The sequence below is a fragment of the Haemophilus haemolyticus genome (assembly GCF_001008205.1).
Taxonomy (GTDB): Bacteria; Pseudomonadota; Gammaproteobacteria; order Enterobacterales; family Pasteurellaceae; genus Haemophilus; species Haemophilus haemolyticus_Q.
In genome coordinates this window covers 65343-81174 of record NZ_LCTK01000007.1, presented here as the reverse complement: position 1 = coordinate 81174, position 15832 = coordinate 65343, and the positions used below count along the sequence as shown (strand labels likewise).

16 protein-coding genes are annotated in these 15832 nt (G+C 38.0%); 11 read left to right on the top strand and 5 right to left on the bottom strand.

Annotation, left to right across the window (positions count from 1 at the left end):
* Positions 1–7: 7 nt before the first annotated feature.
* Complete coding sequence (msrAB, locus tag AAX18_RS02710) at positions 8–1066, bottom strand: bifunctional peptide-methionine (S)-S-oxide reductase MsrA/peptide-methionine (R)-S-oxide reductase MsrB (RefSeq protein ID WP_046952865.1); 1059 nt, start codon at positions 1064–1066, stop codon at positions 8–10.
* 175 nt (positions 1067–1241) lie between these two features.
* On the opposite strand from msrAB, the gene AAX18_RS02705 reads away from it, so the two are divergent.
* A complete protein-coding gene (locus AAX18_RS02705; RefSeq protein ID WP_046952864.1) occupies positions 1242–2105 on the top strand; it encodes a DMT family transporter in 864 nt (287 codons plus the stop codon).
* A gap of 103 nt (positions 2106–2208) precedes the next feature.
* Here AAX18_RS02705 and AAX18_RS02700 read toward each other — a convergent pair whose 3' ends face one another.
* Together AAX18_RS02700 and AAX18_RS02695 are read right to left on the bottom strand one after the other, a co-directional pair.
* On the bottom strand, positions 2209–2382 hold the full coding sequence (locus AAX18_RS02700) for an anti-sigma factor family protein (RefSeq protein WP_005628777.1): 174 nt from the start codon (positions 2380–2382) through the stop codon (positions 2209–2211).
* Between the two features lie 9 nt (positions 2383–2391).
* Positions 2392–2937, bottom strand: coding sequence for a sigma-70 family RNA polymerase sigma factor (locus AAX18_RS02695; RefSeq protein WP_032825737.1), 546 nt, complete (start codon positions 2935–2937; stop codon positions 2392–2394).
* A 111-nt stretch (positions 2938–3048) separates the two neighbouring features.
* On the opposite strand from AAX18_RS02695, the gene AAX18_RS02690 reads away from it, so the two are divergent.
* The gene (locus AAX18_RS02690) at positions 3049–3384 is read left to right on the top strand and encodes a hypothetical protein (RefSeq protein ID WP_046952863.1); all 336 of its coding nucleotides are present in this window, start codon (positions 3049–3051) and stop codon (positions 3382–3384) included.
* Positions 3385–3451: 67 nt separating this feature from the next.
* On the opposite strand, the gene rng is transcribed toward AAX18_RS02690, so the two are convergent.
* Complete coding sequence (rng, locus tag AAX18_RS02685; RefSeq protein ID WP_005629333.1) at positions 3452–4927, bottom strand: ribonuclease G; 1476 nt, start codon at positions 4925–4927, stop codon at positions 3452–3454.
* A 115-nt stretch (positions 4928–5042) separates the two neighbouring features.
* Between rng and putP the strand changes: the two genes are divergently transcribed.
* Entirely contained in the window at positions 5043–6557 is a 1515-nt protein-coding gene (gene putP / locus AAX18_RS02680; RefSeq protein ID WP_046952862.1) for a sodium/proline symporter PutP, read from the top strand.
* Entirely contained in the window at positions 6554–7519 is a 966-nt protein-coding gene (cmoB, locus tag AAX18_RS02675) for a tRNA 5-methoxyuridine(34)/uridine 5-oxyacetic acid(34) synthase CmoB (RefSeq protein WP_005629329.1), read from the top strand. Before putP ends, cmoB begins: the two co-directional genes overlap by 4 nt.
* Positions 7520–7568: 49 nt before the next feature.
* On the opposite strand, the gene cdd is transcribed toward cmoB, so the two are convergent.
* Positions 7569–8447 (bottom strand): cytidine deaminase, encoded by an 879-nt coding sequence (gene cdd, locus AAX18_RS02670; protein WP_046952861.1) that lies wholly within the window; start codon positions 8445–8447, stop codon positions 7569–7571.
* Positions 8448–8716: 269 nt separating this feature from the next.
* Here cdd and AAX18_RS02665 point away from each other — a divergent pair, with 269 nt between their 5' ends.
* From AAX18_RS02665 to hybO, 7 genes are all read left to right on the top strand, one after another.
* The gene (locus AAX18_RS02665; RefSeq protein WP_005629322.1) at positions 8717–9199 is read left to right on the top strand and encodes a Dps family protein; all 483 of its coding nucleotides are present in this window, start codon (positions 8717–8719) and stop codon (positions 9197–9199) included.
* A gap of 257 nt (positions 9200–9456) precedes the next feature.
* Positions 9457–11007 carry an anthranilate synthase component I gene (trpE, locus tag AAX18_RS02660; RefSeq protein ID WP_005629320.1) on the top strand — a complete coding sequence of 517 codons (1551 nt, stop codon included), beginning with the start codon at positions 9457–9459 and terminating at the stop codon, positions 11005–11007.
* Positions 11008–11019: 12 nt separating this feature from the next.
* Complete coding sequence (locus tag AAX18_RS02655) at positions 11020–11604, top strand: aminodeoxychorismate/anthranilate synthase component II (RefSeq protein WP_005697516.1); 585 nt, start codon at positions 11020–11022, stop codon at positions 11602–11604.
* Between the two features lie 9 nt (positions 11605–11613).
* Entirely contained in the window at positions 11614–12000 is a 387-nt protein-coding gene (locus AAX18_RS02650) for a tautomerase family protein (protein ID WP_005629316.1), read from the top strand.
* Positions 12001–12011: 11 nt separating this feature from the next.
* On the top strand, positions 12012–13013 hold the full coding sequence (gene trpD / locus AAX18_RS02645) for an anthranilate phosphoribosyltransferase (RefSeq protein WP_046952860.1): 1002 nt from the start codon (positions 12012–12014) through the stop codon (positions 13011–13013).
* Between the two features lie 30 nt (positions 13014–13043).
* Positions 13044–14477: a bifunctional indole-3-glycerol-phosphate synthase TrpC/phosphoribosylanthranilate isomerase TrpF gene (trpCF, locus tag AAX18_RS02640; protein WP_046952859.1), complete on the top strand. Its 1434-nt coding sequence runs from the start codon at positions 13044–13046 to the stop codon at positions 14475–14477.
* A gap of 209 nt (positions 14478–14686) precedes the next feature.
* Complete coding sequence (gene hybO, locus AAX18_RS02635) at positions 14687–15832, top strand: hydrogenase 2 small subunit (RefSeq protein WP_046952858.1); 1146 nt, start codon at positions 14687–14689, stop codon at positions 15830–15832.

Genomic DNA, 15832 nt, shown 5'->3' with positions numbered 1-15832 from the left:
CATCTCCTTATTTTTTAATTGATTGAATCAAATATCCGTATCCTGCCTTTTCCATTTCAGCTAACGGAATAAATTTAATTGATGCACTGTTAATGCAATAACGTAAACCGCCTTTATCTTTCGGGCCGTCATCAAATACGTGACCCAAATGGGCATTGCCTGCACGACTTAACACCTCGGTACGTTGCATATTGAAGCTGTTGTCGGTTTCATAATGCACTACATCTTTAATGATCGGTTTCGTAAAACTTGGCCAGCCACAACCTGATTCAAATTTATCATTTGAAGAGAAAACAGGCTCGCCTGTGGTGACATCAACATAAATACCAGGTTGGAAGTTATCCCAATATTCGTTACTGAAAGAGCGTTCAGTATGTTTATTTTGAGTGACGGAATATTGCAACGGTGTCAATTTCGCTTTGAGTTCTGCATCACTCGGTTTCGGATAATCTTTCTCGTCAATCACAGGTTCATCTGCTTTGCTAATATCAATATGGCAATAACCATTTGGATTTTTCTTCAAATAATCCTGATGATATTCTTCCGCTACGATGTAATTTTTAAGCGGTTGTACCTCAATTTGCACTGGTTTTTTATATTTGGTTTGAAGCTGGGCGAGTGCTTGTTCGATCACCGCTTTATCTGCCTCATCTTGATAATAAATCCCTGTGCGATATTGTCTGCCACGATCGTTACCTTGTTTGTTTACACTCGTTGGGTCAATTACTTTAAAATAATATTTAAGCAATTTATCTAACGAAATTTGGTTTACATCGTAAGTGACTTTTACCGTTTCTGCATGATCGGTTACCCCAATCATCTGATAGCTAGTTTTCTCCGTATTACCATTGGCATAGCCAGAAATCGCATCTTTCACACCGTGAATCCGCTCCATATATGCTTCCATACCCCAGAAACAGCCACCAGCAAGATAAATTTCACGAATATTTTGCGTATTTTCCATTGCCATTTTTTGTTCTCCAGATGATGTTGAATTTTGTATTGCTAAAGTTGGTGCTGCACAGCAAAGTGCGGTAATGAATAGAAATGTTTTTGATAGTTTCATTGTTTTTCCTTATGATGTGAAAATTAACGTTACATAAGGTTAGACGGCGGATAATCCGATTTCTTACAGATTTTTGTAAAATTTTTAAAGAAATTGACTGAAATTCATTGTTATAACCAATAATAAAGAGCTAAAACACACTATTTCTCCCTCTTTTCTAAGGTAAAAAATCTATATGCAATCACATTCCACTCCTTCGCTTTATCACAAAGCGATTAGTTTTATGGTATCAGCGTACTTTTCCATTACCTTGATGAATGTATTTGTCAAAACCGCTTCTCAAACAATCCCTGCAAGTGAAACCTTATTTTCACGCTTTTTAATCGGCTTGCTTTTCTTACTACCTTTTGTGATTAAAGATCGAGATTTTAAAGTGGATACTCGTCAATGGAAATTTTTAATCCTGCGAAATGCCGCGGGTGTATCAAGCATGTTGATTAACTTTTATGTTGTGAAGTTCTTACCGCTTTCTATTGCTGTCTTATTGATGAATACCTCTGCCCTATTTATCCCAATTTTATTGCTCTTTTTCCATCAAAAAACTCCACTTAATGTGCTTTTGTGTAGCTTAATCGGATTTCTTGGCGTTTCCATTATTTTACTCACCAATCACAGTGGCAATGTTGATCCGATTTATGTGCTGATTGGATTATCTGGTGCTATATTGGCAGGAATGGCATTTATTGGCTTACAAGAATTAAACAAATACAACACACCAAAAAATATCGTATTTTATTTTCATCTGATTGGTACGTTCATGTTACCAATCTTCTTTATTAACCAATGGAAAATCCCTAATTTATACGAGCTTGGTTTATTGCTATTGGTGGGCGGATTTGGATTGATTTTCCAATTATTACTCACTCGCGCTTTCAGATATGCGCCAGCCAATGTCATTACCCCATTTGCTTTCACAGGTGTGATTTTCTCTAGCGTATTTGACTGGCTATTTTGGCATCATACACCTAATCTCTATTTTTGGTTCGGTTCAATTGTAATTGTGGGCGCAGTGAGTTTATTGGCGAAGCTGAAGAAATAAACACTTTATTTATAAGAACATTAAATTCAGTGCGATATAGGTTATAGCTGGCTCAATAAAGTGCGGTGAAAAATAACGGTGTTTTTCACTCCGTCAAAAATTCCTAATGTGAATCTTTAAATTTCTTCATCATCTCGCTTAAGGTTTCGCAATTTCTTTGAAAACGGCGGCAATGTGGACAGGTAACTAAATGAACTTTTAACCCAACTTTTTCTTGTATATCTAATGAACGTTCGTGCGATTCGGAAATCATTCGAGTGGCTTGGCGACAACGCATAATTTTCTCCTAAAGTTTTTTTGATAGACAATTTTGCAACTGCAAACGGGCCCGATAAAGTGTGGTATGCAAGTTGGAGGTGGTAAGCTGAGTTTCTTGACAAATTTCATCCGATGACAATTCTAAAAACTCTCTCATCATAAAAATTTTGGCATGTTTAGCGGGTAAACAAGTCAGACAAGTTTCGAAAATCAACCAAAACTCATCAGAATACACCCTTTCCTCTTCTCCCTGTAATTCGCTCGGATAATATTCTATTTTCCAATGCCCTGTATCATCAAAAAATGTATTAGTTGACTGTTCATCTTCAATCTCACTTTCTAATACAAAGCGTCCTTTCTGGCGAAGGTAATCAATAATTTTATTTTTTAGAATAGCAAAAACCCAGGTTTTAAAAGCGGATTGATGTTTAAAATTCGCGAGATTGTTAAATGCACTTAAAAAGGCTTCTTGTACTAAATCCTCAGCAAGATCGGCATGGTGCAACTGTAACGTTGCAAATTTCAGCATCTGCGTACGAATTTGTTGGAGTTCCGTGTCAGAAATAGCATTCATTTTAATTCCTTTAAAATTTTTTGTAAGAAATGAAAGAGTTTTTCGTCTAATAGCATGAAAGAAACAATTTCTTTCTATACTATTTTTACCACTCAAACAAGGAAATTCAAAATGAAAAATATTACATTGAAAAGTGCAATCTTAGGTATGGCTATGTTATTTGGTGCAAGCACCCTTTATGCAGAAGAAATGAAATCTGATGCCATGCCAATGAAATCAGAACCGATGATGAATACCCCAATGAAAAAAATGATGAAATCAGATGATATGAAAATGCACTCTGACCACATGATGAAATCTGACCACATGATGAAATCTGACAATATGATGAAGTCTGACAATATGATGAAGTCTGATGAAATGGGCATGAAATCTGATATGAAAATGAAATCTGATAAAAAGATGAAATCAAATAAAAAAATGAAAATGACAAAAGAAAAAATGTAAAAAGATACTTTTAAAAGTGCGGTAAAAAATCTCAAAAATTTTTCACCGCACTTTGTTGAAGTAAAATTTACATCACCACCACATCAAACTGTTCTTGGTTATAAAACTGTTCTGTTTTCACCTTCACTCGTTTACCAATAAACATTTCCACTTCTGGCAGTAAGCCGTGAGATTCTTCATTAATAAGATATTCGGAAACCGCTGGCGAGGCATAAACAACAAATTGTTCGCTACTGAATAAATGATAAACCCGAATAATTTCACGCATAATTTCGTAGCAAACTGTCTCGACCGTTTTCACCCGACCACGTCCATGGCACGTTGGACATTCATCGCATAGCACATGCTCAAGGCTTTCACGAGTTCTCTTACGGGTCATTTCTACAAGTCCTAATTGCGTAAAGCCATTCACATTGGTTTTAACGCGATCTTTAGAAAGCGCATCACATAAAGATTCTAATACTCGATTGCGATGTTCATCTGTTTGCATATCAATAAAATCAATAATGATAATGCCACCAAGATTACGTAGTTGGAGTTGCTGTGCAATAGCTTTAGTTGCTTCAATATTGGTATTGAAGATGGTTTCTTCTAGATTACGATGCCCCACAAATGCGCCAGTATTAATATCAATAGTGGTCATGGCTTCTGTTTGCTCAATAATTAAATAACCACCCGATTTGAGATTAACACGTTTATCTAGCGCTGTTTGGATCGCATTTTCAACCCCATACACATCAAAGATAGGTTGATTGCCAGAATAAAGAACAAGTTTATCGCTTAATTCAGGCATAAATTCATCGGTAAACTCTTTTACTTCGCCAAAGCAAAGTTTAGAGTCAATACGAATTTTTTCTAAGTTTGTGCCGATAAAATCACGCAAAATGCGTTGTGGAAGCGCAGGCTCACCATAAATCTTTGATTTAGTTGGATATTTAACTTTACGTTCTAAGACTTTACGCCATAAGCGTTTTAAAAATTCAGCATCTTGACGTAATTCTTCTTCGCTTGCTCCTTCTGTGGCTGTACGAATAATAAAACCACCGAGTTCATCACAAAATGGTTCAACCAATGCTTTTAAACGGGCACGTTCTTCTTCGCTTTCAATACGTTGTGAAACGCCCACATGACTATTTTCCGGCATAAAAACAAGATGACGCGATGGCAATGTGATGTCTGTTGTTAAACGTGCACCTTTTGTACCAAGCGGATCTTTCACCACTTGTACAACAATATCCTGCCCTTCGCGTACTAATTCTGAAATGCTCTTAACTTTAAATTGCTTTTGTTCATTTTCATCTACACATTCCGTATGAGATACAATGTCAGCAGCGTGCAAAAAAGCTGCTTTTTCCAAACCAATATCAACAAAAGCCGACTGCATTCCAGGTAACACTCGAGTCACACGACCTTTATAAATATTTCCAACAATTCCTCGTTTGCCTTGGCGTTCAATATGCACTTCGCGCAACATTCCTGTTTCTACTAGCGCAATGCGTGTTTCGTTAGGAGTTACGTTCATCAATAACTCTACAGCATCCATTTTATATTCCTAATTTCTTAAATTTCATCAAATATTCAGTCTAAATAGAATAATAGCCCGAAATAAGGTAAAATGCATCCTTTCTGAAATTTTTAACCCATTTTGGACTTATAAAATGTTTGGATTCGACCCAACTCTTATTACTTTTACTATTTATATTTTCGGGATGTTACTGATTGGCGTACTTGCCTATTATTACACGAATAATTTATCAGATTACATTCTCGGCGGACGTCGTTTAGGCAGCTTTGTCACTGCAATGTCTGCGGGTGCTTCAGATATGTCTGGTTGGCTTTTAATGGGCTTACCTGGTGCGGTATATTTATCAGGCTTAGTTGAAGGATGGATTGCTATCGGCTTAACGCTTGGCGCTTATTTTAACTGGCTTCTGGTGGCTGGTCGTTTACGTGTTTATACTGAATTAAATAATAATGCCCTCACTCTTCCAGAATATTTCCACAACCGCTTTGCAACATCACATAAATTATTAAAAATTGTTTCTGCTACGATTATTTTAGTATTCTTCACTATTTATTGTGCTTCGGGTGTCGTGGCTGGTGCAAAATTATTCCAAAATTTATTTTCAGTCGAATATTCCACCGCACTTTGGTATGGCGCATTAGCCACCATTCTTTACACTTTTATCGGTGGTTTTTTAGCGGTAAGTTGGACAGATACCATTCAAGCAACCCTTATGATTTTTGCGCTGCTTTTAACGCCTATTTTTGTGTTATTAAGCATTGGCGATACCGCTCAATTTTCCTCGGTATTAGCGCAAGCTGAAGCAGCTGCCAATAAAGATTTTACCGATTTATTTACTGCCACTACGCCACTTGGTCTATTAAGCCTTGCCGCTTGGGGATTAGGATATTTTGGGCAGCCGCATATTTTAGCACGTTTTATGGCGGCTTATTCTGTTAAATCACTTATCAAAGCTCGCCGCATTAGTATGACATGGATGGTGCTTTGCTTAGGTGGTGCAATTGGTATTGGTTTCTTCGCGATCCCTTATTTATTTGCCAATCCAAACATTGCAGACACAGTCAATAATGAACCAGAGCAAGTATTTATTGAACTCGCTAAACTTTTATTTAATCCTTGGATCTCTGGCATATTACTTTCCGCTATTTTGGCTGCAGTAATGAGTACATTAAGTGCGCAATTGTTAATTTCTTCTAGCTCAATCACAGAAGATTTCTACAAAGGTTTTATTCGCCCTAACGCATCTGAAAAAGAGCTCGTATGGCTTGGAAGAATTATGGTGTTGGTTATTGCAGCACTTGCTATCTGGATCGCTCAAGATGAAAACAGCAAAGTATTAAAACTTGTCGAATTTGCTTGGGCTGGTTTTGGTAGTGCATTTGGCCCTGTTGTACTTTTCTCTCTTTTCTGGAAACGAATGACATCATCGGGTGCGATAGCGGGTATGCTAGTAGGCGCAGTGACAGTATTTGCTTGGAAAGAAGTTGTTCCAGCTGATACCGATTGGTTTAAAGTATATGAAATGATTCCGGGGTTTGCTTTCGGTAGCCTTGCAATTATTGTTGTCTCATTGCTGTCTAGCAAACCAGAACAAGATGTTCTAGATACCTTTGACAAAGCAGAAAAGGCCTATAAGGAAGCAAAATGATCGACTTTCGCCCTTTTTATCAACAAATTGCGACCACAAATTTATCAGACTGGTTAGAGACCTTACCGCTCCAATTGAAAGAATGGGAAACTCAAACTCATGGCGATTATGCGAAATGGAGTAAAATTGTTGATTTCCTACCTGATTTACATGCTGATGAAATCAATCTCAAAAGTGCGGTGAAATCTGACCGCACTTCTCCCCTTTCAGAAGGTGAAAAACAACGAATCATCCATCATTTAAAACAATTAATGCCATGGCGAAAGGGGCCTTATCATCTTTTCGGCATTCATGTAGATTGTGAATGGCGTTCAGATTTTAAATGGGATCGTGTTCTTCCTCATTTAGCCCCACTACAAGGTCGCACTATTTTAGATGTGGGCTGTGGCAGCGGTTATCATATGTGGAGAATGGTAGGCGAAGGCGCAAAAATGGTCGTCGGGATTGATCCTACAGAGCTTTTCCTTTGCCAATTTGAAGCAGTACGCAAGCTGCTTAATAATGATCGTCGAGCAAATCTTATCCCGCTTGGTATTGAGCAAATGCAACCATTAGCGGCATTTGATACTGTATTTTCAATGGGCGTACTCTATCATCGTAAATCCCCATTAGATCATTTAAGCCAGTTAAAAAATCAATTGGTAAAAGGTGGTGAATTGGTATTAGAAACGTTAGTGGTGGATGGCGATGTAAATACTGTGCTCGTACCAGCAGATCGCTATGCGAAAATGAAAAATGTTTATTTTATTCCATCTGTCGCCGCACTAATCAACTGGCTAGAAAAAGTTGGCTTTACCAACGTACGTTGTGTAGATGTAGGGACAACCACATTAGAAGAACAGCGTAAAACGGATTGGTTGGAAAATGAAAGCCTGATTGATTTCTTAGATCCAAATGATCACAGTAAAACCATTGAAGGTTATCAAGCACCGAAAAGAGCGGTAATTTTAGCGAACAAATAAAAAAGGGAAATTATTCCCTTTTTTATTTTTAATCAAAACTCTTTCATACTTACAATGAATGATACTCTAATTTCACCGATGTTAATTTAGAGAGTAGCGTTTCAGCCATCGTTTTATGGCTTAGTTTTAATGCTTTTTCAGCCATCACAATTCGCTCAATATCACTCAATTTTTTATCATTTAAATAAGCAAAATTAAATGCGGTTTGCAACGCTGGCAAACTCGGATTAAATGCTGCGTTTTCTGCATAGCGTCCTGTCACCACATCACCATTTTTAAATAAAATTGCAATGCCATGCGGACTATTTGAATAAGGACAATGAGATTGATTTGCCGCCAAAATAGCTTGATTCATCAAATCATCTTGGTGATCAGCCACTAAATAATGATTTTCTACCGCTAAAAGATGCGCTGCAATATCGAGATCTTTCGGTCCAAAAGCATCTGGTAAATAAGAATGTAACGGATTATTTTGGCTATGTGGTAAATGAATTGAAATTTTTTCAGCTTCATGCAATTCATTCATAAATTGACGACAATGCCCGCACGGCGTGTAATTAACCACCATGTCTGAAATACGACGTTCATTACGCAACCATGCATGAGAAATTGCACTTTGCTCTGCATGAATCGTTTGCTGAATGGCTGAATTAGAAAATTCTTGATTCGCGCCAAAATAAAAATCACCTTGTTCACCAATAGCAATGGCCCCCACATTAAAATGAGAAATAGCGGTATGGCTATAACTCGCCGCAATCGGCAACAAATGCATAGCTAATTTTAATGGCGTAAGTTCAAAATCACGACAAAGCTGCTCCACCTGGGAACGATTTAAAAAGCCAGCCCAATTTTGCAAACGAATTTCATCAACAATAGCTTGATTGAGTGCATCATCTTGTGGCAATGCGTGCTTAATAAGTTCTTGCATAAGACATCCTTAAAATATTAAAAATTATAACTGCACTTATTAAAGCAAAATTTACTGTCAGCTGCGACCCTTTACCAAAGTATTCCTTATAACTGTGATCCTGATCACTTATTTTGATAGATTAAAATTATTACAATTTATTAACATATAGCCAAAGGCTATCAATTTTATTGAATAGAACAATTTCACAGCAAATTCTAGAAACGTATAATACCCATATCAAAGGCAGGGCATTAGCTCAATTATTTAACTAGAAAAAGGAAATTATTATGTCAAAAACATCTATCGGATTAGACAAAATTCAATCAGCAGAATTAGCCAATAAACTTAACGAATTACTTGCAACCTACCAAGTATTCTATACTAATGTACGTGGTTACCACTGGAACATTAAAGGTGTAAATTTCTTTGCATTACACGCAAAATTTGAAGAAATCTACACAGATTTAATCACCAAAGTTGATGAAGTGGCGGAACGTATTTTAACTTTAGGTTACACACCAAATAACGCATATAGCCAATACTTAAAAGTATCTCGTATTAAAGAAGATATTGCAGTAAGCGGCGCACAAGAATGTTTATCAGGCACATTACAAGGCTTAAAAACATTACTCGATCAACAACGTGAAATTCTTGCTCTTGCAGGCGATGCTGATGACGAAGGTACTGCATCACAAATGAGTGACTACATTAAAGAACAAGAAAAATTGGTATGGATGTTCCAAGCAGCTTGCCAAACTTGCCATGCTTAATGGGTAAATTTCAACTCTAACGAAAACTAATCTGCAATCTGTCTAACTCTAAAAAAGTTAGGCTAAATTAATACAAGGACCAAGTTCTATATCCCAGAAATTGGTCCTTTTAATTAACTAGACTTAACCAAATATCCTCTCTATTTTTAACATAAATTAGTTATTTTTCTTAAAATACTTAAAAAAATATTAATTAGGCTTGACTTATCTCTTTTGTACTAGTTTAATAGTACAAAAGTTTTCTAAAGGATATCAATATGCAAACTCAAGCCTTTATTGCGGTGACAGCTCAACCCGTTCCTTATTATGCTGACACCACTGCTATTTTTAATACACTTTGCCAGCCTAATTCAAATTCTCTTCTACTCGACTCTGCCGAAATCGGGAGTAAAAACAGTTTACAAAGCCTTATCTTAGTCAATGCTGCGGTTAAAATAACGTGCTTAGGTCACAACGTCACATTTAAAGCATTAAATGAGAATGGAAAACAAGTGTTAAAAGAAATTCATCCAAAATTAACCGCACTTGGGAAAGTAAGTGCGGTCAATTTTGATGATGAATTTTCTGTACAATTTTCGCCACTTGATAATCAACTCGATGAAGATAGCAAATTACAGTCTGCTACTATTTTTGATGGACTGCGTGTTATTTCTAGTCTTTATCAACATAGTCAAACGCCTATTTTCTTAGGTGGATTATTTGCTTACGATCTCGTCGCAAATTTTATTCCAATGGATGGTATTACATTGCAAAATGATGGTATAAACTGCCCTGATTACAGTTTCTATCTTGCCGAACACCTCATTACTATCGACCATCAAAATCAACAAGCAACACTAAAAAGTTTCTGTTTTGCTCAAGAAGAACAAGTCAATATTGCGAAAACCTCGCTTTCCATCGCACAAAAACTAAAAAATATTGATAATGTTCTTTCTATTAAAACGGCAAGTGATGAGGTTACAACAAACTTTGAAGATCCTGAATTTACGGGCATTGTAAAAGCCTTAAAACACCATATTAACATTGGTGATGTATTCCAAATTGTGCCATCTCGCCGTTTTTCATTAGCTTGCCCGAATACCCTTGCGAGCTATGCACAATTAAAACATAACAATCCAAGCCCTTATATGTTCTACATGAACGATGAGGATTTCATTTTATTCGGTGCATCACCAGAAAGTGCGTTGAAATATGCACCGGATAATCGCCAATTAGAAATTTATCCAATTGCAGGTTCTCGCCCGCGTGGTTTTGATGCCCATGGCAATATTGACCCAGAATTAGATGCACGTTTGGAATTAGAATTACGCCTTGATCATAAAGAGCAAGCTGAACATTTAATGTTGGTAGATTTAGCACGTAATGACATTGCTCGCGTTTGCCAAAGCGGTACACGTAAAGTCGCTGAATTAATGCAAGTAGATCGCTATTCGCACATCATGCATTTGGTTTCACGCGTAGTGGGTAAACTTCGTCCTGAACTTGATGCTCTACACGCTTATCAAGCTTGTATGAATATGGGAACTTTAACTGGCGCGCCGAAAATCAAAGCAATGCAATTGATTTATCAATTTGAACAACAAAAACGTCACAGCTACGGTGGTGCGGTCGGTTATCTCACGTCTGATGGTCATTTTGATACCTGTATCGTGATTCGTTCTGCTTTTGTACAAAATGGCATTGCGCATATTCAAGCCGGCTGTGGAGAAGTATTGGATTCAGATCCTCAAATGGAAGCGGATGAAACTCGCCATAAAGCGGCTGCAGTGCTTAAAGCAATCAAACAAATCAATACCCAAGCAAAATAAGGATGATAAATTATGGCTAATATTCTCTTTTTAGATAATTTCGATTCATTCACGTATAACTTAGTGGATCAATTCCGTGTGCTTGGGCATAACGTAAAAATTTATCGTAATGACACCAATTTAGAACAAGTGGTGCAAGAGGCATTAAATACACCCGATACAATTCTTGCGCTCTCACCAGGACCAGGTACTCCGGCAGAAGCGGGTATCTTACTCCCGCTCATTGAACGTTTAAAAAATGATGTGCCAATTATCGGGATTTGCTTAGGCCATCAAGCGCTTATTCAAGCCTTTGGTGGAGAGGTTGTACATGCAGGCGAAGTATTACATGGTAAAGTATCGCGCATTCAACACGATAACCAAGCCATGTTCAAAGATATTGCCAACCCAATGCCTGTGGCACGTTATCACTCTTTAATGGGTAAAAATCTGCCTGACGAATTTATTGTCAATGCCGATTACAATGGTATCGTGATGGCAATTCGTCATAAAACCTTGCCAATTTGTGCTTTCCAATTCCACCCAGAAAGCATCCTTACTGTGCAAGGTTCCAAATTATTACAACAATCTGTGGAATGGTTATTAAACAGAGATTAAGGAAGAAAAATGATTACCGTATATGGATTAAAAGAAGTGCTTGCACCTCGTCGTCAAGATATTGCTGAAGTAATTTATAACTGTTTAAACCTTGGTTTAGACATTCCTCGTGGAAAACATGCAATTCGTTTTTTATGTTTAGATAAAGAAGATTTCCTTTATCCTATCGATCGTAACGATGATTACACCGTTATTGAGATTAACCTCATGCAAGGTCGTATGGAAGGTACGAAAAAACGTTTAATCAAAATGCTCTTCAGCGAACTCGAATACAAAATTGGTATTAAATCTCACAACGTTGAAATTACGATTAAAGAACAACCGGCGCATTGTTGGGGTTTCCGTGGTATGACTGGCGATGAAGCACGCGATTTAGATTACGATATTTACGTATAAGGGACGAGATTATGCAAACGGCTCAATTATTAGAACAACTTTACAACGGAAAAACACTTAATAAAGAAGAAAGTGCGGTCATTTTTAATGCCATTATGCAAGGCGAACTGAATAACGAACAAATCGCTGCCATGCTGATTGCGTTAAAAGTACGTGGCACCACTATCGATGAATTAAGTGGTGCGGTATCGGCATCCTTGAACAATGCCAAATCATTCCCTCGTCCTGACTACCCTTTTGCGGATATTGTAGGAACGGGTGGCGATGGCCAAAATACGATTAATATTTCTACGGCGAGTGCCATTGTTGCAGCCTCTATGGGTGCAAAAGTAGCAAAACACGGTAACCGTAGCGTATCAAGTAAATCCGGTGCCAGTGATGTATTAACCGCTCTCGGTGTAAATGTGAATGTCACGCCAGAACAAGCTCGTCAAGCGCTTGATGATATTGGGGTATGTTTCTTATTTGCTCAACAATATCACAGTGGTTTTAAACATGTTGCCCCTGTTCGCGCGGCATTAAAAACGCGTACACTTTTTAATATTTTAGGTCCATTAATTAATCCAGCTCGTCCAACTTATCATTTGCTTGGCGTGTATGCACCTGAATTAGTGAAAACCTATGCTGAAACCGCTGTCGCATTAGGTCATCAACATACTTTTGTGGTTCATGGTGCAGGTCTAGATGAAGTCGCCGTACACGGTGAAACCCAAGTGGCAGAAATTAAAAACGGTAAAATTGACTACTTCACCTTAACGCCTGAAGATTTCGGTTTAAAAACACAATCTTTAGAAAGTTTACGTGGTGGCGAACCGCAAGAAAATGCCCAATATCTGACCGCACTTTTACAAGGTAAAGGCAAAGCGGAACATGCTAATGCGGTAGCCGCAAATGTGGCATTATTGCTGAAATTATTTGGTCATGATGACTTAAAACAAAATGTTCAAAATGTATTGGCTCATCTTGCATCAGACAAAGCGTTTGAGACACTACAAAACTTAACGAATTATTAATGTTGCGATAACTACAACTAGAAGAAAACTATGATCTCCCAAGATTTCACCAAACCAATTGACTCTGCTACGGTGCTACAAAAAATCGTCTTAGACAAAGCGCAATGGGTTAAAGTAAAGGAAGCTGAATTTCCGCTTTCACAATTTAAAGAAAACATTCAAAAATCTGACCGCTCTTTTTATGATGCGTTGGCTAAAGGCACCCATCAAAAGCCCGCTTATATTTTGGAATGTAAGAAAGCTTCCCCTTCTAAAGGATTAATTCGTGATGAATTTAATTTAGATGAAATCGCCAATGTATATAAACATTATGCTTCAGCTGTTTCTGTGCTAACGGATGAGAAATACTTTCAAGGTAAATTTGACTATTTGCCGCAAGTACGTGACGTTGTCTCACAACCTGTATTGTGCAAAGATTTTATGATCAGCGAATATCAGGTTTATCTTGCGCGCTATTATCAAGCTGATGCTATTTTATTGATGCTTTCGGTAGTAAATGATGAAACCTATCGCGTACTAGCGGATCTTACACATTCTCTCGGTATGGGTGTATTGACAGAAACCAGCAATGAAGAAGAGTTTGAGCGCGCTCTTGCATTAGGTGCAAAAATTATCGGAGTCAACAATCGTAATCTTCACGATCTCACCGTTGATTTAAACCGCGTGGTAGAACTCACACAAAAATATGCCGATCGTATTCCTAGTGATGCACGTATTATCAGCGAATCGGGTATTTATAATCATAGCCAAATTCGTGATTTGCAAAAAGTGGCACATAGCTTTTTAATCGGCAGCAGCCTAATGGGCAGTGCAGATTTAAATAATGCTGTGCGTGAAGTGATTTTTGGAGAAAATAAAGTATGTGGTTTAACTCGCACGCAAGATGCCAAAGAGGTTTACGCAAACGGAGCATTATACGGCGGCTTAATTTTCGTCGAACATTCAAAACGCTGTGTGAGCCTACGTCAAGCCCAAGAATTAGTGACAGCATCACCACTTCGTTTTGTGGGCGTGTTCCAGAATCAAGAAATTGATTTTATTGTAAAAATCGCTAAACAATTGCAGCTTTATGCCGTTCAGCTACACGGTTCAGAAACCGCTGAATTTATTGCCGCACTTCGTCACCAACTGCCTGAGGAAACTCAAATTTGGAAAGCCATTTCAATAGATACTGAAGCACAAAGTGCGGTTAATTTTACTGATGATTTAAATATTGCTCGCTATATTTTCGATAGCCAATCCGATAATCAACAAGGTGGCACAGGAAAAACCTTTAATTGGTCCGTCATTCCTGAAAACTTGAAACACAAAATTATTTTGGCTGGAGGAATTTCACCCGACAATATTGAACAAGCCATTAAGCAAGGTTGCTTAGGTGTTGATCTCAATTCTGGTGTAGAAACTACTGCAGGAGTGAAAGATAGCGAAAAAGTGCGGTTAGTTTTTGAAAAAATTTGTTCTTAATCCAATCTAAGGCTGTATTCTACAGCCTTTATTTTTGTTCCTTTTCAAACAAATAAGAACTCCTCTCAAATACAATAACATTACGTTCACAATTTGGACATATTTATTCTATAAATTCTTCATTTCATGATTATGATCAAATTTTTTTTGAAGAAAACATTTATCATTGGCCAATTTCCACAATAAATGTGTGTCTTTGGAGTGATACTATGAATAATCCGGATGGCGTTTTTTCTGCATTGGCAGATGTTTCTCGCCGAGATTTTATGAAATTATGTACCGCACTTGCGGCTACGATGGGGCTAAATTCTAAAGCGGGCGCAGAAATGACGGCAGCAATGACCAGTCCAGCACGCCCACCAGTGCTTTGGATTGGTGCGCAAGAATGTACTGGCTGTACAGAATCTTTACTGCGTGCAACCCACCCAACTGTTGAAAATCTCGTGCTAGATTTAATTTCCCTCGAATATCATGAGGTACTTTCTGCTGCATTTGGTGAACAAGCAGAAGAAAATAAACATAATGCTATCCATAATTATTACGGCAAATATGTGCTTGTAGTGGATGGTTCCATTCCAATTAAAGACGGCGGTGTATACTGCATGGTGGCAGGCAAACCCATTGTGGAACATATTCGTGAAGCCGCAAAAGGTGCCGCAGCCATTATTGCAATTGGATCCTGCTCATCTTGGGGTGGTGTTCCATCTTGCGGTGGCAACCCAACAGGTGCGGTCAGTCTTTCTGAAGTTTTACCAAAAGGCACACCAATTATTAACATTCCAGGTTGTCCTCCTAACCCACATAATTTCTTGGCAACCGTTGCCTATATCATCACTTATAAAAAATTACCGGCAATGGATAAATTAAATCGTCCATTGTTTGCTTATGATCGTCTAATCCATGAAAACTGTTATCGCCGACCGCACTTTGATGCAGGCCGTTTCGCAAAAGAATTTGGCGATTATGGTCATCGTCATGGCTGGTGTTTATACCATTTAGGTTGTAAAGGGCCCGAAACTTACGGCAACTGCTCTACACTAGAATTCTGTGATGTTGGTGGTAATAACTGGCCAGTGGGTATCGGGCATCCTTGCTATGGCTGTAACGATCAAGGTATCGGCTTTACCAAAGGCATTTTCCAATTAGCGAACGTCGAAAATCCAACGCCACGGGTGGAAAAACCAGATGTAAACAATGTTGAAGGCGAAGGTGCCTCAATGACGGCGATTGGCTTATTAGGCGGTGCTGCAGCCATTTTAGCAGGTGTCAGCGTGATGACCTTGAAAGAATTGAGCAAACAACATAAAGCGAACAAAGCTGCAGACAATCAAGCCAATCAAGATCAAGGACACTAA